The 19267-nt window shown below is 40.6% G+C and carries 14 protein-coding genes; all 14 read left to right on the forward strand.

What is annotated here, in order from left to right:
* Positions 1 to 13 precede the first annotated feature (13 nt).
* The 14 genes from DWW33_RS01095 (at position 14) to DWW33_RS01160 (ending at position 19265) form a co-directional block, all read left to right on the forward strand.
* Positions 14 to 1126 (forward strand): DUF3048 domain-containing protein, encoded by a 1113-nt coding sequence (locus DWW33_RS01095; RefSeq protein ID WP_118638691.1) that lies wholly within the window; start codon positions 14 to 16, stop codon positions 1124 to 1126.
* Between the two features lie 29 nt (positions 1127 to 1155).
* Positions 1156 to 2814 (forward strand): putative polysaccharide biosynthesis protein, encoded by a 1659-nt coding sequence (locus tag DWW33_RS01100; RefSeq protein ID WP_118638692.1) that lies wholly within the window; start codon positions 1156 to 1158, stop codon positions 2812 to 2814.
* 85 nt (positions 2815 to 2899) lie between these two features.
* Positions 2900 to 3277, forward strand: a complete 378-nt coding sequence (locus DWW33_RS01105) for a hypothetical protein (protein WP_117698382.1) — start codon at positions 2900 to 2902, stop codon at positions 3275 to 3277.
* A gap of 101 nt (positions 3278 to 3378) precedes the next feature.
* Positions 3379 to 4623, forward strand: coding sequence for an NAD(P)/FAD-dependent oxidoreductase (locus DWW33_RS01110; RefSeq protein ID WP_118638693.1), 1245 nt, complete (start codon positions 3379 to 3381; stop codon positions 4621 to 4623).
* Positions 4620 to 6227 carry an NAD(P)/FAD-dependent oxidoreductase gene (locus DWW33_RS01115; protein ID WP_118638694.1) on the forward strand — a complete coding sequence of 536 codons (1608 nt, stop codon included), beginning with the start codon at positions 4620 to 4622 and terminating at the stop codon, positions 6225 to 6227. The genes DWW33_RS01110 and DWW33_RS01115 overlap by 4 nt, the downstream gene beginning before the upstream one ends.
* A 58-nt stretch (positions 6228 to 6285) precedes the next feature.
* Entirely contained in the window at positions 6286 to 8910 is a 2625-nt protein-coding gene (mutS, locus tag DWW33_RS01120) for a DNA mismatch repair protein MutS (protein WP_118638801.1), read from the forward strand.
* 17 nt (positions 8911 to 8927) lie between these two features.
* Positions 8928 to 10901: a DNA mismatch repair endonuclease MutL gene (gene mutL, locus DWW33_RS01125; protein ID WP_118638695.1), complete on the forward strand. Its 1974-nt coding sequence runs from the start codon at positions 8928 to 8930 to the stop codon at positions 10899 to 10901.
* 6 nt (positions 10902 to 10907) lie between these two features.
* A complete protein-coding gene (gene miaA, locus DWW33_RS01130) occupies positions 10908 to 11858 on the forward strand; it encodes a tRNA (adenosine(37)-N6)-dimethylallyltransferase MiaA (RefSeq protein ID WP_118638696.1) in 951 nt (316 codons plus the stop codon).
* A 90-nt stretch (positions 11859 to 11948) separates the two neighbouring features.
* The gene (locus DWW33_RS01135) at positions 11949 to 13250 is read left to right on the forward strand and encodes a methionine gamma-lyase family protein (protein ID WP_117841050.1); all 1302 of its coding nucleotides are present in this window, start codon (positions 11949 to 11951) and stop codon (positions 13248 to 13250) included.
* Between the two features lie 62 nt (positions 13251 to 13312).
* Positions 13313 to 13990 carry a RadC family protein gene (gene radC / locus DWW33_RS01140; protein WP_118057451.1) on the forward strand — a complete coding sequence of 226 codons (678 nt, stop codon included), beginning with the start codon at positions 13313 to 13315 and terminating at the stop codon, positions 13988 to 13990.
* Positions 13991 to 14009: 19 nt separating this feature from the next.
* Positions 14010 to 15026 (forward strand): rod shape-determining protein, encoded by a 1017-nt coding sequence (locus DWW33_RS01145; protein WP_022243806.1) that lies wholly within the window; start codon positions 14010 to 14012, stop codon positions 15024 to 15026.
* A 9-nt stretch (positions 15027 to 15035) separates the two neighbouring features.
* Entirely contained in the window at positions 15036 to 15893 is an 858-nt protein-coding gene (gene mreC, locus DWW33_RS01150; RefSeq protein ID WP_117698377.1) for a rod shape-determining protein MreC, read from the forward strand.
* Positions 15893 to 16411 carry a rod shape-determining protein MreD gene (mreD, locus tag DWW33_RS01155; protein ID WP_022243808.1) on the forward strand — a complete coding sequence of 173 codons (519 nt, stop codon included), beginning with the start codon at positions 15893 to 15895 and terminating at the stop codon, positions 16409 to 16411. Before mreC ends, mreD begins: the two co-directional genes overlap by 1 nt.
* Positions 16404 to 19265, forward strand: a complete 2862-nt coding sequence (locus DWW33_RS01160; protein WP_118638697.1) for a penicillin-binding transpeptidase domain-containing protein — start codon at positions 16404 to 16406, stop codon at positions 19263 to 19265. The genes mreD and DWW33_RS01160 overlap by 8 nt, the downstream gene beginning before the upstream one ends.
* The last annotated feature ends 2 nt before the right edge of the window (positions 19266 to 19267 follow it).

Below are 19267 nucleotides of genomic sequence, written 5' to 3' on the forward strand. Positions count from 1 at the left end.
ATGGAGGAACATCATGAAAAAGAGATTAAGTATTGTTTTATGCATGACACTGATGGCAACCAGTCTTTTAGCTGGATGTAAGAAAAAAGAGGAAGCTCCGGAACCAACAGAAGCCGTTTCTGAAGCAGAACCTGAAACCGAAACTGAAACCGGCAAAGATGGTATGGCAAGAAGTTACCTGACCGGTGAATGGATTGATAAAGATTTAGCAAAGAAGAAACCGGTTGCAATCATGATTGGAAATACCAATGATGCATTGCCACAGTATGGGCTGTCACAGGCAGACGTACTTTACGAAGCTCCTGCTGAAGGCGGAATTACCCGTCTGATGCCAATTTTCCAGGATTATTCCGGATTAGACAAGATTGGTTCGGTAAGAAGCTGCCGTCACTACTACGCATATTATGCAATGGAATTTGATGCAATTTATATTCATTACGGACAGGCAATTTACGCAACTGAGCTGTTAGAGAGTGGCAAAGTTGAGGACTTAAACGGTTTAGAGGGTGCCATTGATTCTGCTACTTTCTATCGTGACAAGTCAAGAAAGGCTCCACACAATGCATTTGTAAGCACAGATGGTATTGATGCCGGAATTGAATTAAAAGGTTATGATACCGAGCTGCCTTCCGATTATGAAGGACATTATCAGTTTAATGAAGATGATGAAAAAGAAATTGAACTTACAGACGGAGCAGATGCAGCAGTGGTTCAGCCGGGATATTATGTAAACAATCCTTGGTTTGTATATAACAGTGAAGATGGTTTATACTATCGTTTCCAGTATAAAAAAGAGCATATGGATGAAAATACAGGCACACAGCTTGCTTTTAAGAACATTCTGCTTCAGTACTGCGATTATACCAAGTTAGATGATGCACACGGTTATCTGGATGTTGAGAGCACCGGTGAAGGAACCGGAAAATATATTACTAACGGTAAAGTAATTGATGTGACATGGAAGAAAGCAAGCGAAAATGAGCCAACCAGATACTATGACGCTTCCGGAAATGAAATCACATTAAACCAGGGTAAAACCATGGTATGTGTATTGTTAAATGATATGGAGAAGAAATTAAATATCTATGCAACAGAAGATGAGTTTACACCACCTTCCGCAAAATAATTATTTCGAAAATTACTTGAGGTAAATTTATGAGTTCAGGAAAAAAGAGTGACTCCAACTTTTTAGTACAGGGTTCCATTCTTGCAATTGCCTCTATAGTCAGCAGGATAATCGGTCTACTCTATCGTATCCCGATGACCAATATCATTGGAGATACCGGTAACAGTTATTACAGTGCAGCCTTTGAAATTTATAATATCCTGCTGATTATTTCTGCATACAGCCTGCCATTGGCGGTATCCAAGCTGGTATCTGCCCGTGTCTCGAAGGGGCAAAGAAAAAATGCATATCGAATTGTAAAAGGTGCCCTGCTTTTAGCAACTGGTACCGGACTTACTGCAAGTTTGATTCTTTTCTTTGGTGCGTCATTCTTCACAAACATGCTGAATACGCCCCTTAGTATTTTTGCATTGAAGGTTCTGGCACCGACGATACTGGTAGTTGCTGTATTAGGAGTCTTACGTGGATTTTTCCAGGGACTTGGTACCATGATGCCGAGTGCCATTTCACAGATTATCGAACAGATTGTCAATGCGATTGTCAGTATTGCAGCTGCCTATATCCTCTATGGATATGGGGCAAGAATCGGAGCAGTGCTTGGAAATAAGGAAAAGTATGGTTCTGCTTACGGTGCTGCAGGCGGAACACTGGGTACCAATATGGGAGCGGTGTTTGCACTTTTATTCCTTGGAATGTTGTTTCTGGCATACAAACGTATTTTTAAACGACAGATGCGCCGGGATACCAGCAGCAAAACAGAATCCTATCAGAATGTCTTTCGTGTACTGATTATGACCATTGTTCCGGTACTTTTAAGTACAACAATTTATAATATCAGTGCAATTTTAGATCAGGGTATCTATAAGAACGTAGCGGAATTACAGGGCTATAAGCCAGATGATATTGATGTCTGGTGGGGAATCTTTTCCGGAAAATATAAGACCATTATCAATATTCCGATTTCCATTGCTTCTGCGATGGCGGCTTCCTGTGTACCAAATCTTACCGGTGCGTATGCAAGAAGGGACAGAGAGTCCGTACGAAGCCAGATTAATATTGCAATCCGCTTTATTATGGTAATTGCATTCCCTTGTACCATTGGAATTGCAGTGCTGTCAGGACCGATATTAAAGCTGCTGCATCTTTATGGCAGCACCGGAACTACTGCAGCAACCATGCTTACAACGGGAGCTGTTGCAATTTTGTTCTATTCTCTTTCCACATTATCTAATGGATTGTTACAAGGAATTAACCGGATGAGAGAGCCTGTTAAAAATGCGGCTATCGCATTGGGACTGCATCTGATTGCACTATTAGTGATGATGTTTGGTTTACATCTTGGCATTTATGCAGTGGTATATTCGAATGCTTTATTTGCATTCTTTATGTGCCTCTTTAACGCAATGTCTTTACGGAAATACAGTGGTTATCGTCAGGAAGTTGTGAAAACTTTCTTAATCCCTGTGGCAGCTTCTGCCATTATGGGTGTCGTAGTCTTTGGTGTTTACAAAGGTATTTTTGCTGTTATTAAGGTAAATGCCATTGCAGCTATACTTGCGATTGTAATCGGAGCTGTTGTATATGGTGCAATGCTTTTATTATTAAAAGGCTTAAGTGAGGAAGAATTAAAGAAATTCCCGAAGGGCTACCTTCTCGTCCGCATTGCCAAGAAATTACATTTATTATAAAATGCAATAAAAGGGCAAAACATAGAATTCTTGAAAAAATTGTATAAAAAGAAAAAACCTGCGCATACTGTTTGTGGTGATGAATATGAAAAACACAAAACGTATGCGCACTTTTTTCCTTGGAGCACTGGTATTATCTATCTCTGCATGGATTGGTGGAAGACAGTATTATCTGAAACTGAATGAAAAAGAACAGGAAAAAATAATAAAGATTCAGGAAGCTGAGACGGAGCAATTCGAGGATAGCGTGGAAAGTGCAAACATTCAGAATAAAAAAGCATTTGTTATCCGGGAAGAGGACGGGTACCTGAATGTCTATTTCGGCGAAGAGGATGCCTTATACATGTATACTGGAATTGCGTATCAGGGACTGCCGGAAGAATTGAAAAAAGAAATCAGCAATGGAAAAACCTTTGATACACTGGAAGATTTATACCGTTTCTTAGAAAGCTATTCCAGTTAAAAAGTTGATTGTTTCAGACTGTTATGATACAATCTAAAAGGCTGAATAGGTCTGATTGCATAGCAGTCCAAAAGAAATAGAGAGAAGAGTAAATAACTGGCATGAGTAAGCATACAGAACGCATAGGTGTCGTTGTAGTCGGTGGAGGTGCTGCCGGATTGGTGGCAGCCATTATGGCGGCACGAAACGGTGCAAAAGTTCTTATTTTAGAGCACAACGAAGTACCTGGTAAGAAGATTTTAGCAACCGGAAACGGTAAATGTAATTATACAAATAAAGTGCAGGGTGTGGACAAATATTACGGACAGAACCCTGCTTTTGTTGCACCTGTATTTGAGCAGTTTGGACTGGAAGAGACACTGCAGTTCTTTAAAGAACTTGGCATATATCCAAAGGAGCGTAATGGCGGATATTATCCTCAGAGCGAGCAGGCAACTGCAATCAGGGATGTGTTGCTGATGGAATTAAAGAAACAGAACGTTGGAGTGGTCTGTGGCTGTGGCATAAGAGGCATAGAAAAGACCACAAAGGGCTTCACTTTTCATACCAAGGGCGGTGATTTTTATGCAACAAAATGCATAATGGCAACCGGTGGTAAGACCTTAAAGAAAAGTGGCAGTGACGGAAGCGGTTTCCTATATCTTGAAAGTCTGGGACATCATATCATAGATTTAGTACCGGGGCTTATCGGATTGAAGGGAAAACAGTCATTTTTTGCTGATATTGCAGGAATTCGTGCAGATGTAAAGGTCGATTTATACATAGAAAGCACGCATGTATGCAGCGAACGGGGTGAATTACAGCTTACGAATTATGGAATATCCGGCATTCCGGTATTTCAGCTTTCAAGAGTTGCCACAAGAGCGTTATCAGAACAGAAAAAAGTCTATGCGACACTTAATTTTGTGCCATTCTGGGAGAAAGAACAGTGCTTAACCTATTTCAAGGAAAGATTTAAGAAAGCAGATGAAAAACACATCGGGGAAGCCTTAATTGGCTTTTTCCCGGAAAAATTAATTCCGGTATTATTAGAAGAGTCACATATAAAAGCTGCAAAATATGCGAACCGGCTGCAGACAGAAGAATTAGAGAGCTTTATAGATACGGTGCAGGGACTCCGGGTGGATATTACTGACTGGAATACCTTTGATACGGCACAGGTGACTGCCGGTGGCGTAGACACTGATGAAATAGATGCAGAAACCATGGAGTCAAAGCTTTGTCCGGGACTTTATTTTGCCGGAGAAATGGTGGATATTGACGGAATCTGCGGTGGTTATAATTTGCAATGGGCATGGAGCAGCGGCGCAGTAGCCGGGATACATGTGGCAAGGGAGTTATCATGATACGAGTAAATCAGTTAAAGCTTCCGATTGAACATTCGGAAGAGATGTTAAGAAGACAGATTATCAAAACACTTCATCTAAAAAATGAAAAGGATCTGATCCGTTATCAGATTCGAAAGCAATCCATTGATGCAAGAAGAAAAAATGAACTTTCCTTTGTATACACAGTGGATGTGGAATTGAAGCAGGAAGGTATGATTTTACATAAGAATAAAAATTCCAATATCAGTAAAGCAAAGGATATACATTATCATTTCCCGGATGCCGGAGAGAAACAGCTGTCCCACAGACCGGTTATTGTAGGAAGCGGTCCGGCAGGAATGTTCTGTGCCTATGAACTGGCAAAGCATGGCTATTGTCCAATTATTTTGGAGCGTGGAAGCAGTGTGGAAGAGAGGACTGCTGAAGTAGAACGATTCTGGAAAGACGGCATCTTAAATCCAAAGACGAATGTACAGTTTGGCGAAGGCGGAGCAGGTACTTTTTCCGATGGGAAATTAAATACGCTGGTAAAAGATGTGGCAGGAAGAAACCGGGAAGTGTTAGAAATCTTTGTGAAAATGGGCGCTCCGGAAGAAATTTTATATATAAATAAGCCTCATATCGGAACTGATATTTTAAAAACAGTCGTAAAAAACATCCGGCTGGAAATTGAAAGAATGGGTGGAACTTACTGCTTTTTCAGCCAGCTTACAGACATTACGCTGAATGGGAAGAAAGATAAAGTAGAAGCCATCCGGATTAACAGAGAAAAGGAAGTAGCAACAGACGTTCTGGTGCTGGCAATCGGACATTCCGCCAGAGATACTTTCCCAATGTTACAGGAAGCGGGACTTATGATGGAAACCAAAGCATTTGCGGTGGGATTTCGTGTAGAGCATCCGCAGGCGATGATTGATGCATGCCAGTATAACGGACATAAAAATGCCCTGCTGCCTGCTGCATCCTATAAGCTGACCGCAAATCTTGAGAATCGCCGCGGGGTATATTCTTTCTGTATGTGTCCGGGTGGTTATGTAGTAAATGCTTCTTCGGAGGAAGGTATGCTGGCAGTCAATGGCATGAGCTATCATGCAAGAGCCGGGCAGAATGCCAACAGTGCCATTATCATATCGGTTCGACCGGATGATTTTGAAGGGGATGGACCGTTAGCTGGAATTGAGTTTCAGCGGAAATTGGAAAAAAATGCCTATCGCATTGGAAACGGAGCAATTCCGCAGCAGCTTTACGGAGATTTTAAAGAGAATCGCATATCCACAGGATATGGGGCTTTTGAAAGTACCACAAAGGGTGCACATACATTTGCAAATCTCAGGGAAATTTTTCCAAAAGAATTAGCAGTATCTTTTCAGGCAGGAATGGAGCTCTTTCCGAAATACATTCCGGACTATAACAGGGAGGATGCCATTTTATCCGGTGTGGAGAGCCGAACTTCCTCTCCGGTGCGGATTACAAGAGATGAATCCTTTGAAAGTAATATTGCAGGCATTTACCCTTGCGGAGAAGGTGCCGGTTATGCCGGCGGTATTATGTCAGCAGCCATGGACGGATTGAAAGTAGCGGAAGCAATTGCAGGAAAATATGCAAGACTTAAAATAGATTAAAACAACAGGTGTTTTGAAACAGAAAAGGAGATACAGAACATTGACGGAATATACACCAATGATGCAGCATTATTTAAAAACGCATGAAGAATACAAGGACTGTATTTTGTTTTACCGTCTGGGTGACTTTTATGAAATGTTTTTTGATGATGCAAAGGTTGTATCAAAAGAATTAGAGCTTACCTTAACCGGAAAGAGCTGTGGTGCAGAGGAACGGGCACCCATGTGCGGAATCCCATATCATGCAGCAGAAACTTATCTGACCAGACTGGTGAAAAAGGGTTATAAGGTTGCTATCTGTGAGCAGGTGGAAGACCCGAAGCTTGCCAAGGGAATGGTAAAGCGTGAAGTAACAAGAGTTGTAACGCCGGGAACTACCTTAAATGCACAGGCACTGGATGAAACGAAAAATAATTATATCATGTGTATCGCATATATCGGTGACCATTATGGTATTTCTTCTGCAGATATTACCACCGGAGATTACTATGTGACAGAAGTGGATTCGGAACGGAAATTATTGGACGAAGTCAATAAATACCAGCCGACAGAAATCATCTGTAATGAAGCATTTTATATCAGCGGAATTGATATCGATGATATGAAAAACCGTATGGGAATCGTAATTTATTCTCTGGATGCATGGTATTTTTCTGATGAGACAGCACAGATGACTTTAAAGGATCATTTTAAAGTCAGGGATTTAGAAGGACTTGGTCTTGCAGATTATGACAGCGGTGTCGTTGCAGCCGGTGCATTATTAAAATACCTTTACGAGACACAGAAAACAACCCTTTCCAATCTGGTGGCAATTCATCCGTATACCACCGGAAAATTCATGATTATTGACAGTTCTACCAGACGAAACTTAGAACTGGTTGAAACCCTCCGGGAAAAACAAAAGCGTGGTTCTCTCCTTTGGGTATTGGATAAGACCAGGACAGCCATGGGAGCAAGAACCTTAAGAAGCTTTGTGGAACAGCCATTAATTGAGCGTACGGAAATAGAAGAACGTTATGATGCCATTGACGAATTTAATACCAATGCCATCACAAGAGAAGAAATCCGGGAATATTTAAATCCGGTCTATGATCTGGAACGGTTGATTACCCGTGTTACTTATCAGACCGCAAATCCAAGGGATTTGATTGCATTTCGCAATTCCATACATATGCTGCCACCGATTAAGACACTGATGAGTGACTTTCAGTCACCACTTTTAAAACGTTTATATGAGCAGCTGGATACGTTGGATGAATTATACGAATTAATCGAACGCTCCATTACGGAAGAACCGCCACTTACCCTTCATGACGGCGGCATCTTAAAAGAGGGCTATAACGAAGAGGTGGACCGCCTGCGGAAAGCAAAGACAGATGGAAAGAGCTGGCTTGCTGATTTGGAGGCAAAAGAGCGTGAGAAAACCGGAATCAAGAATCTGAAAATCAAATATAACAAAGTATTTGGCTATTATCTTGAAGTAACCAATTCCTTTAAAGACCTGGTGCCGGACTATTTCACCAGAAAGCAGACTCTGGCAAATGCTGAGCGTTTTATTACACCGGAATTAAAAGAATTAGAGGATGTTATCCTAGGTGCGGAAGACAAGCTGATTGTCTTAGAATATGAACTGTTCCGGGAAGTCCGCCAGAAGGTGGCGGATGAAGTGGTCCGTATCCAGAAGACCGCCAAAGCAGTGGCGCAGATTGATGTATTTGCATCTCTTGCAACGGTAGCGGAACAGAATAATTACTGCCGTCCGAAATTAAACGAAAAAGGTCTTATCGACATCAAAGACGGCAGACATCCGGTAGTAGAACGGATGATTCAGAATGAAATGTTTGTTGCAAATGATACTTATCTTGATAATGGCAGCAACCGTGTGTCCATTATTACCGGTCCGAATATGGCAGGAAAGTCCACCTATATGCGACAGAGTGCGTTGATTGTACTGATGGCTCAAATCGGAAGCTTTGTTCCGGCAAAATCAGCCAAAATTGGAATTGTAGACCGTATTTTTACCAGAGTAGGGGCTTCTGATGACCTCGCCAGCGGACAGAGTACCTTTATGGTTGAAATGTCAGAAGTGGCAAACATATTACGGAATGCCACTTCCAACAGTCTTTTGATTTTAGATGAAATCGGACGTGGAACCAGTACCTTTGATGGATTGAGTATTGCCTGGGCAGTGGTAGAGCATATCAGTAATCCAAGGCTTCTTGGCGCAAAGACATTATTTGCAACCCATTATCATGAACTGACGGAGCTGGAAGGCAAATTAAACAGCGTAAATAACTACTGCATTGCAGTAAAAGAAAAGGGTGATGATATCGTTTTCCTGCGCAAGATTGTAAAAGGCGGAGCTGATAAGAGTTACGGTATCCAGGTAGCAAAGCTTGCGGGAGTGCCGGATAATGTCATTGAGCGTGCCAAAGAAATTGTAGAAGAATTAAGTAATAATGATATTACGGAAATCGTTCAGAATATCAGTGCGGAGGGAAGCAGTAAACGCAGCAAACCGAAGTTAGACGAGGTGGATTTAGAACAGATTTCACTGCTTGATACCATGGACAACGATACGATATTAAACGAATTAAAAGAACTGGATTTGGGTCAGATGACACCAATCGAAGCAATGAATAAGTTATACGAATTACAGAATAAAGTAAAAAACAGATGGTAAAGGAGGTGGATGGCGTTATGCCACAGATTGCACTGTTAAGTCAGGAAACAATTGATAAAATTGCGGCAGGAGAAGTCATCGAACGACCAAGCTCGGTGGTAAAGGAGTTAGTGGAAAATGCGATAGATGCAGGTTCCAGTGCAGTAACGGTTGAAATCAAAGAAGGTGGAATATCCTTTATCCGTATTTCGGACAATGGTTGCGGAATCGAAAGGGAACAGATTCCTTTGGCATTTTTGCGTCATTCCACCAGTAAGATTAAATCCGTAGAAGATTTGTTTACCGTTACATCCTTAGGGTTCCGAGGTGAAGCATTATCAAGTATCGCAGCAGTAAGTCAGGTGGAACTCATTACAAAGACGAACGGTGATTTTACCGGATCCCGTTATCTCATTGAAGGCTCAAAGGAAGTCTCTTTAGAAGAAATCGGTGCGCCGGATGGAACCACTTTTATTGTACGGAATCTTTTTTATAATACACCGGCAAGAAAGAAATTCTTAAAATCCGCCCAGACAGAAGGCACCTATATTCATGAACTGATGCAGCGGATGATTTTATCCCATCCAGACGTAGCTTTCAAATTTATCATGAATAATCAGGTAAAACTGCAGTCATCCGGAAATGGAAATATCAAGGATATTATCTACCATTTATACGGAAGGGATATTACAAAAGCGCTGCTTCCGATTGCACATGAAAGCGAGCTTTTTAAAGTCAGTGGATTTATTGGAAAGCCGATGATTTCCAGAGGAAACCGGGGCTACGAATTATATTTTGTCAATGGCAGATTTATCCGGAGCCAGATTTTATCCAAAGCTATAGAGGATGCCTTTAAACCGTTTCTGATGCAGCATCAGTATCCCTTTACGGTACTTTATTTTGAGATTGACAGCAGTCTTTTGGATGTAAATGTGCATCCCACCAAGATGGAACTTCGTTTTTCCAACCAGCAGGAACTGTACAGGGAAGTGCAGAGTATTTTATCGGCATCGCTAGTGCACCGTGATATTATACCGGAAGTTCCGGTGGATACACTAAAGAAAAACGAAATGGAAGTTCCTAAGATAGAGAAGGTAATGCCGGAGCCATTTGAGCAGAAACGTTTGGAAGAAATCCGGAAGGCAGTACGAAAAGACAGTCCTTACGAAATAAAATATCCTGTCAGCAGACCAATGGGAACCGGGTCAGTCAGCTCTGCGGCACAGGAAAAGCTTCTTGATACGATAAAATCAATGCCACCGGAAGATATGATGGAAGAACGGATTCAGAAAGAGCCGATTCCGGAACAATCGAAAAAAGAAACGGAAAAAGAACTGGCAAAAGAAGCCTATGTCCTCCGGGAGGAAGAAACCTACGGAGCAAAGCCGGAAGGAAGCTATGAACAGGGTTCTTTCTTAAAAGAAGAGGAGATGGCAAAGCAGAAGATTATCGGACAGCTTTTTGATACCTACTGGCTGGTAGAATATAATGACAGACTTTTCATTGTAGACCAGCATGCTGCCCATGAAAAAGTCATGTATGAAAAATTAAAAAAGCAGTTTGAGAAGAAAGAGTTTACTTCTCAGGCTATCAGCCCGCCGATTGTCATAACATTATCCATGCGTGAGGCAGATGTACTGGAGCGATTCAAAGAACAGTTTACGAAGCTAGGTTTCGAAATTGAGCACTTTGGTGGCGCAGAATACAGTATCTGCGGAGTTCCGGGTAATCTTTACCGGCTGAATACCAGGGATGTATTGATTGAAATGTTAGACGAGCTTACCGATGGCATATCCGAGCGGGCAACGACGGATGTTATTTTAGATAAAATCGCATCCATGTCCTGCAAAGCTGCAGTAAAGGGAAGCCAGAGACTGAGCCTGCCGGAAATGGAACAGCTTATGAAAGATTTGATGAAGCTTGATAATCCATATAATTGTCCACATGGAAGACCAACGATTATTGCCATGTCAAAATATGAAATTGAGAAAAAATTCAAGCGGATTGTGTAGGAAAAGATGATGAAGAAACCAATTGTAGTACTGACAGGTCCTACTGCGGTAGGAAAAACAGAATTATCCATTCAGCTTGCAAAGGTCATTGGCGGAGAGATTATCTCCGCCGATTCCATGCAGGTGTATAAACATATGGATGTAGGTTCCGCAAAAATCACACCGGAAGAAATGGATGGTGTACGTCATTATCTGGTGGATGAATTAGAGCCTTTCGATGAATTTCATGTGGTAAAATTTCAGGAATATGCCAAAAAATATTTAAATGAAATATATGCCCACGGAAAGATTCCGATTATTGCCGGCGGCACCGGATTTTATATCCAGGCGCTGTTAAATGATATTGATTTTACGGAACAGGAAAGTGACAGTGCATACCGGAAAGAGTTGGAAGCGCTGGCAGAAGAACATGGCAATCAGTATCTTCATGACCGGTTAAAGGAAGTGGACCCGGAATCTGCCGAAGCCATCCATCCGAATAACAAAAAACGCGTCATCCGTGCGTTGGAATTCTATCAGGAGACCGGTAGAAAGATTTCTGAGCATAATGCAAAAGAGCAGATGCGGACTTCACCTTATAATTTTGCCTATTTTGTATTAAATGATGAGCGCAGCCACTTATACAAAAGAATCGATGCCAGAGTAGATAAAATGATAGAAGATGGACTGGAAGCAGAAGTCCGCCGCTTAAAGGAAATGGGCTGCACCAAAGATATGGTGGCAATGCAGGGAATTGGCTATAAAGAAATGTTATCCTATCTTGATGGCGGTTATTCTTTGGAAGAAGCAGTTTATATTATCAAGCGGGAAACAAGACATTTCGCAAAACGGCAGATTACATGGTTTAAACGGGAACGGGATGTTATCTGGCTTAACAAAAATGAGTTTGATTATAAAAATGAGGCAATTCTTGCATACATGATAAAGATACTTAAGGAAAAAGCTATTATTTCTTAAGTTTTTATTCATACAAAAAGAAAGAGAACATTATATGATAGACTTGCTGTAATTTAGAAAGAAATTACAGCCGGAAAGACGAGGAAAATGATGAGAGAAGAAATGATTGAAAAGAAATATGAAGAAATGGGTATCAGCAAAGAAGTATACCGTTTTGGAAAAAAGATAGAGGATGAATTAAAAGAACGTTTTGCAGCAATTGATGCAACAGCAGAATATAATCAGATGAAAGTAATTGATGCCATGCAGAAAAACAGAGTTTCCGCAGAATGCTTTGCCATGTCCAATGGATATGGATATAACGATCTGGGAAGAGATACACTGGAAAAAGTATACGCAAGCTGTTTCCATGGAGAAGATGCTCTGGTTCGTCCGCAGATTACCTGTGGAACCCATGCACTGGCACTGGCATTGATGTCAAATTTAAGACCGGGGGACGAATTATTATCACCGGTAGGAAAACCGTACGATACCTTAGAGGAAGTTATCGGTATCCGACCATCCAAAGGCTCACTGGCAGAATATGGCATTACTTACCGCCAGGTAGATTTACTTTCCGATGGCAGCTTTGATTATGAGAATATCAAAAAAGCAATCAATGAGAAAACACATCTTGTGACCATTCAGCGTTCCAAGGGATACCAGACAAGACCTACCTTATCCGTAGAGCGGATTGGAGAACTGATTTCCTTTATCAAATCCATAAAACCGGACGTTATCTGTATGGTAGATAACTGCTACGGTGAATTTGTAGAAGAAAGAGAGCCACTGGATGTAGGAGCAGACATGATTGTAGGTTCCTTGATTAAGAATCCAGGGGGCGGACTGGCACCAATCGGCGGCTATATTGTCGGCAAAAAAGAATGTGTGGAAAATGCAGCATACCGCCTGACTTCTCCGGGACTCGGCAAAGAAGTGGGTGCTTCCTTAAATGTAATTTCTTCTTTCTATCAGGGACTGTTTCAGGCACCGGTAGTTACAGCAGGTGCATTAAAGGGTGCAATTTTTGCTGCAAATATCTACGAAAGACTGGGCTTTGCCGTTGTACCGAATGGTACAGAGAGCCGTCACGATATTATTCAGGCAGTTACCTTAAACAGCCCGGAAGGTCTGATTGCATTCTGCAAAGGAATTCAGGCTGCAGCGCCGGTGGACAGCTATGTAACACCGGAGCCATGGGCAATGCCGGGCTATGACAGTGATGTCATTATGGCTGCCGGGGCATTTGTACAGGGTTCCTCCATTGAATTAAGTGCCGATGGTCCGTTAAGAGAGCCGTATGCCGTATATTTTCAGGGTGGACTGACCTGGTATCATGCAAAACTTGGAATCCTGATGTCTTTACAAAAACTTTATGAACAGAAACTTGTTAATGAAGATATGATGTGTTAATATAAAGTATATGCCTTTTTGGAAGAAATGGGTTACCGGTGAGAGTAGAAAGAGGTTATAATATGACGGCAAAAAATCTGCCAGTCTCCGAACAGCCCTATGAAAAGTGCTTGAAATCCGGGGCGGCATCCCTATCGGATGCAGAGCTTTTAGCGGTAATTATCCGCTGTGGCACAAATGGAAGTTCTTCAACAGAAGTAGCAAAGCAAGTATTGAGCAAACGCACCGGAAATCTTTTAGGGCTTTATCAGATGAGTCTTAAGGAATTACAGGAGGTTCCGGGTATCGGGAAAGTAAAAGCAATCCAGTTAAAGTGTATTGCAGAGCTTTCAAAACGGATTGCACAGACCGGACGCCAGCAGGCAGTTGTAATGCAGAATGCTTTTTCCGTAGCAGACTATTATATGGAGCAGCTTCGGCATGAAGAAAAAGAACATCTGATGCTTTGCATGTTTGATACGAAGTGTCATCTGATTGCAGATTCCATTCTTTCAATTGGCACAGTAAATGCCTCACTGATTTCCCCGAGGGAGATTTTCTTGAAAGCATTTGAATATCATGCAGTACATGTGATTTTAGTGCATAATCATCCCAGCGGAAATCCGCTACCAAGCAGGCAGGACATTGAAGTTACCAGAAAGATAGTAGAAGGCGGCAGGCTTCTTGGAATTGAGCTTGCTGATCATATTATTATTGGTGATAAAAAATATTTTAGTTTTAAAGAACAGGAAATGCTATGATTTCCGGAGGGAGAAAGAAATGTCGAATAACATTTATGGAATTGATCTTGGAACCTCTAATATGAAGGTATATTGCAAGGCAACTGGGAAAATACTAAATGAAAAAAATACGATTGCCATCATAAATAAGAATCAGATGTATGCTTATGGTGATGCAGCGTATGCAATGTATGAGAAGGCACCGGAGCAGATTCAGGTTTCTTTTCCGATTATCTGTGGTGTTATTGCAGATTTTAATAATATGCAGACCATGATACAGGAATTTTTAGAAAAACACGCAAAGGGCAAGACCCGTGGTGCAGAATTTATCGTTGCAGTACCAACAGATATTACGGAAGTTGAGAAAAAAGCTTTCTTTGATATCTTTTATAAGAGCAAAATGAAACCGAAGTCTGTCCTTTTATGTGAGAAGCCATTGGCTGATGCTGTTGGTTTGGGACTTGATGTTAATGAGCCGACCGGAGCCATGATTGTAGATATCGGAGCAGATACCACAGAAATTTCAGTAATTTCCCTGGGTGGACTTGTATTAAGTGACTTACTGCATTTTGGTGGAAACCGCATTGATGACTCCATCAGCAGTTACATCAAAAAGAACTTTAATCTTGTGATCGGACGCAAAACTGCTAAGACTTTAAAAGAAGAACTTGGTTCCGGTACACCTGGCATGGAAAAGAGTATGGTTATAGTTGGCCGTGACGTAGTCAGTGGTCTGCCGATTGAGATGGAGATTACTGCAGAAGTCATTTATGCTGCAATTAAGGATAATCTTAATTCTATCTGTAACTCTATTAAAATGATTTTGGAGAAGACTCCGCCTGAACTTGCAAAGGATATTATTCATTCCGGTATTTATATTACCGGTGGCGGTTCTAAAATACATAATCTGGATAAATTATTTACTGAGATTACCAATATAAAGGTAAATTCCTGCGAGAATCCGGAAGAATGTGCAGTTCGCGGATTGAATAAGATTGTTTCAGATGAAAAATATAAACATTTAGGATTCAGTATGAAGTCCAAAATATATAAATAGAGGCATAAAATGAGACGTAGACCAAAACATCAAATTCCAACAAAGTATATATTATTGTCCATGACCGCATTATGTATTCTGGCAATGTATGTCAGTTTTTCATTGAATCTTGGTGGCGGACCGTTGAATTCGATTGCCGGTGCAATTTTTGAACCAATGCAGAAGGGAATCAATTATGCTGGTACATGGCTTTCTGACAAGGCAGATAATTTAAAAAATCTGAATGACGTCATGGAAGAAAACGAACAGTTGAAGGGACAGGTAGAAGAACTGACCAACGAATTAAACACCATTAAATTAGAACAGTATGAACTGGATAATTTAAGGGAACTGTTAGCTTTAGACCAGCAGTATTCGGATTACAAGAAAACCGGAGCAAATGTTATCGGAAAGGATCCAGGCAACTGGTTTTCCATCTTCACCATTGACAAAGGCTCTAAAGATGGAATTGAAGTAGATATGAATGTTATTGCCGGAAACGGACTGGTAGGAATTGTTATTGATGTGGGACCACATTATGCAAAGGTGCGTTCTGTGATTGATGATTCTGCCAAGGTATACGGTATGATATTAAATACGTCAGATAACTGTATCATAAATGGTAATCTTCAGAGTATGAATGAAGACCAGGTAATCGAGTTCTCCGGATTAAACGACAGTGAGAACAAGGTTCAGATAGGAGATCAGATTGTAACTTCCAATGTCAGTGACAAATATCTGCAGGGCATTCTGGTTGGATATGTCAGCAGTATTTCGGAAGATTCCAACCACCTGACCAAATCAGGAACCATTACTCCGGCAGTTGACTTTGAACATCTTCAGCAGGTTTTGGTTATACTTGACAAAAAGGAAACGGGGTCTGATTGATGAGAAGAAAAATCACCGTTACATTAATTATTATTGTATGCTTTTTATTGCAAAGCACATTATTTAAGGCGTTATCCTTTGCGTCTATTTCCCCGAATCTTTTGATTGTGGTCTGTGCATCTTTTGGATTTATGCGCGGAAGAAAAGAAGGGATATTTATCGGTTTCTTCAGTGGACTGCTGATAGATATCTTTTTTGGGGAGATGATTGGATTTTATGCCCTTTTATATATGTATGCAGGCTTCTTAAACGGATGCTTTAAGAAGATGTTTTACCCGGACGATATTAAGCTTCCAATGCTTTTGATTGCCGGAAGTGATTTATCTTATAATCTGTTTATCTACTTTTTCCGGTTTTTATTCCGCAAGCAGTTTGCAATTGGATATTATATGTTACACATTATCATACCGGAACTTGTATACACGCTTTTGATTTCTGTAGTTTTATATTTCATTATTTTGAAAATTAACCAGCGGTTAGAGCGTATTGAAAAAAGGAGTGCAGCGAAATTTGTTTGATACACTGAAAGAAATACTTCATAAAGTTGCAAAATCAAGAATATTTGTACTCTGCGTTGTCATGATTCTTTTGTCATCGACTCTGATAGGCAGACTATTTTACCTTCAGATTATCAAAGGTGAAGAGTATCAGGATAATTACAGTTTAAAAATCCAGAAACCACGTATCTTAAATGGTTCCCGTGGCAATATTTATGACCGTAATGGTAATCTTTTAGCCTACAACGAACTGGCAAACAGCGTAACCATTGAGGATAATGGTTCTTATGACAAGACTTCAGAAAAGAATGAGGCTCTTAATACAGAACTTTACAATATTATCAAAGAGCTGGATAAAAACGGCGATGTCATTGAAAATGATTTTGAAATCGGACTGGATGATGACGGGAACTATTATTATACGGTAGAGGGAACCACATTAAAGCGTTTCCTTGCTGACACTTATGGACATTCTTCTGCAGATGATTTAGTCTATAATAAGAAGCTGAAATATAACGAAGCAGAAGCAACCCCAAAGCAGGTAATGGATTATCTTTGCAGATCCAGTGACAAAAATGGCTATGATTTATCGGAAGATGATTATGCCAGAGAAGACTTATACCGGATTGTGGTATTGCGTTGTGCCATTGCAGAAAACAGCTATCAGAAATATATTTCCACAACCATTGCCCAAAATGTTAGTGATGAAACCGTAGCATATATTACAGAAAATATGAATGCATTGCAGGGTGTGGATATCTCGGAAGATACCATCCGAAAATATGTAGACAGCGAGTATTTTTCCCATATTATCGGATATACCGGAAAGATTTCCCAGGAAGAATATGATGAATTATCTGCTGATAATGATGAGTATTCTTTAAATGATGTCATTGGAAAATCCGGAATTGAGCAGGTTATGGACGAAACACTGCAGGGTAAAAAGGGCAGTGAAACCGTTTATGTAGACAGCCTTGGAAAAGTAATGGAGACAACCGAGCGGATTGAGCCACAGGCTGGAAATGATGTTTACCTTTCTATTGATAAAGATTTGCAGGAAGCGGTTTATAATCTTTTGGAACAGGAAATTGCCGGAATTTTATATTCTAAAATTGTGAATATCAAAGAATATAATACCGCAGCCGGAACAGCGTCCGATATTCTGATTCCAATTGATGATGTGTATTTTGCATTGATTAATAATAATGTATTGGATTTAAACCACTTTAGTGCTGAAGATGCTTCCGATGTGGAAAAACAGATTTTCAGTGCCTTTGGAAGTAAACAGCAAACGGTATTATCCCAGGTGGAAAGCAGCCTTAGCAGTTCAGCAGCAACTCCAGTGGATGAGTTGCCGGAGGAAATGCAGGATTATATGACCTATATTCCGAAAATGCTGGTCAATAATAAAATTTTGCTTACAGATTCCATTGACAAATCGGATGAAACCTATAAAAATTATGCAGATAATAAAATCAGTGTAAATGAATATTTAAATTATGCTATCAGCCAGAAATGGATTGATATCACGAAGTTTTCCGTAGACGAGAAGTATTCTGATTCTTCCGAAATCTATGATGCACTGGTCAGCTATATTGTAGAAGAACTGGCATCAGATAAGGGATTTTCAAAGATTATGTATAAGTACATGATTCACGATGACCTGATTAATGGAACGCAGCTTTGTCTTGCACTTTTTGACCAAAAAGTGTTAAACTATGATGACACGGCAGTAAGCGGGTTACAGTCCGGCAGCATCAGTGCCTTTAATTTTATAAAAGAAAAGGTGAAGAATCTTGAGATTACACCGGCACAGCTTGCACTGGATCCTTGTTCCGGCTCCTGTGTCATTACAGATGTAAAGACCGGCGAACTGTTGGCCTGTGTTACTTATCCGGGCTATGATACCAACCGTCTGGCAAATACAGTAGACAGTAATTATTATAATTTGCTGTATCAGGATTTATCAAATCCGTTCTATAATAATGCAACACAGCAGACGACAGCACCTGGTTCTACCTTTAAGATGGTTACTGCATCAGCAGGACTTACTGAGGGTATTATTTCACCTGGTACAACTATTTTGGATAAAGGACAGTTTGAAGAAGTGGCAAATGGACCAAAATGTTGGATTTATCCAAGCAGTCACGGTTCCATCAATGTTTCAGAGGCATTAAGAGATTCCTGTAACTATTTCTTTTATAAAGTTGGTTACGATTTAAGTATGGTAAATGGAACTTATAATGAAGACCATGGTGTGGAAATGATTAATAAATACTCATCCATGTATGGTCTTGATTCTAAAACCGGAATTGAAATTGCAGAAAGTAAACCGAAGCAGACCACAGAGTTCCCGATTACTTCTGCAATCGGACAGAGTAACAACAGTTTTACTACGGTACAGTTATCCCGTTATGTAACCGCAGTTGCAAACAGTGGAACCGTATATAATTATACCCTGTTAAAACAGGTTACAGATTCCGATGGTAACGTATTAGAAACCTATGAACCGACCGTTAAAAACACAATAGACAACATTTCAGAGAGTACCTGGGATGCCATTCATTCCGGTATGAAGATGGTGGTAGAAACCCATGAGCAGTTTGATGGACTTACTGTGGATTCTGCCGGTAAAACGGGTACCGCACAGCAGGTACCAACCAGACCAAACCATGCGTTATATGTAGGATATGCACCATATAATGATCCTGAGATTTCCATTGCAACCCGTATTGCATACGGATATACATCAGCCAATACTGCAGAACTTGCTGCATCAGTATATAAATATTATTTCCATTTGGAGGATACATCTACCTTGTTAGATGGTCAGGCAGAAGATGTTGGAGCTGCTGCCAATGCCTTTAATGATTAAAT

The sequence above is a fragment of the Roseburia sp. AF15-21 genome (assembly GCF_003479505.1).
In the GTDB taxonomy this organism is placed as follows: domain Bacteria; phylum Bacillota; class Clostridia; order Lachnospirales; family Lachnospiraceae; genus Roseburia_C; species Roseburia_C amylophila.

Bases quoted from the DNA above. Each gene is read 5' to 3' on its own strand.
- DWW33_RS01145 (WP_022243806.1), top strand. From the start codon at position 14,010: ATGTCGAATAACATTTATGGAATTGATCTTGGAACCTCTAATATGAAG.
- mreD (WP_022243808.1), top strand. From the start codon at position 15,893: ATGAGAAGAAAAATCACCGTTACATTAATTATTATTGTATGCTTTTTA.
- DWW33_RS01105 (WP_117698382.1), top strand. From the start codon at position 2,900: ATGAAAAACACAAAACGTATGCGCACTTTTTTCCTTGGAGCACTGGTA.
- mutS (WP_118638801.1), top strand. From the start codon at position 6,286: ATGATGCAGCATTATTTAAAAACGCATGAAGAATACAAGGACTGTATT.
- DWW33_RS01110 (WP_118638693.1), top strand. From the start codon at position 3,379: ATGAGTAAGCATACAGAACGCATAGGTGTCGTTGTAGTCGGTGGAGGT.
- mutL (WP_118638695.1), top strand. From the start codon at position 8,928: ATGCCACAGATTGCACTGTTAAGTCAGGAAACAATTGATAAAATTGCG.
- DWW33_RS01135 (WP_117841050.1), top strand. From the start codon at position 11,949: ATGAGAGAAGAAATGATTGAAAAGAAATATGAAGAAATGGGTATCAGC.
- miaA (WP_118638696.1), top strand. From the start codon at position 10,908: ATGATGAAGAAACCAATTGTAGTACTGACAGGTCCTACTGCGGTAGGA.
- DWW33_RS01115 (WP_118638694.1), top strand. From the start codon at position 4,620: ATGATACGAGTAAATCAGTTAAAGCTTCCGATTGAACATTCGGAAGAG.
- DWW33_RS01100 (WP_118638692.1), top strand. From the start codon at position 1,156: ATGAGTTCAGGAAAAAAGAGTGACTCCAACTTTTTAGTACAGGGTTCC.
- radC (WP_118057451.1), top strand. From the start codon at position 13,313: ATGACGGCAAAAAATCTGCCAGTCTCCGAACAGCCCTATGAAAAGTGC.
- mreC (WP_117698377.1), top strand. From the start codon at position 15,036: ATGAGACGTAGACCAAAACATCAAATTCCAACAAAGTATATATTATTG.
- DWW33_RS01095 (WP_118638691.1), top strand. From the start codon at position 14: ATGAAAAAGAGATTAAGTATTGTTTTATGCATGACACTGATGGCAACC.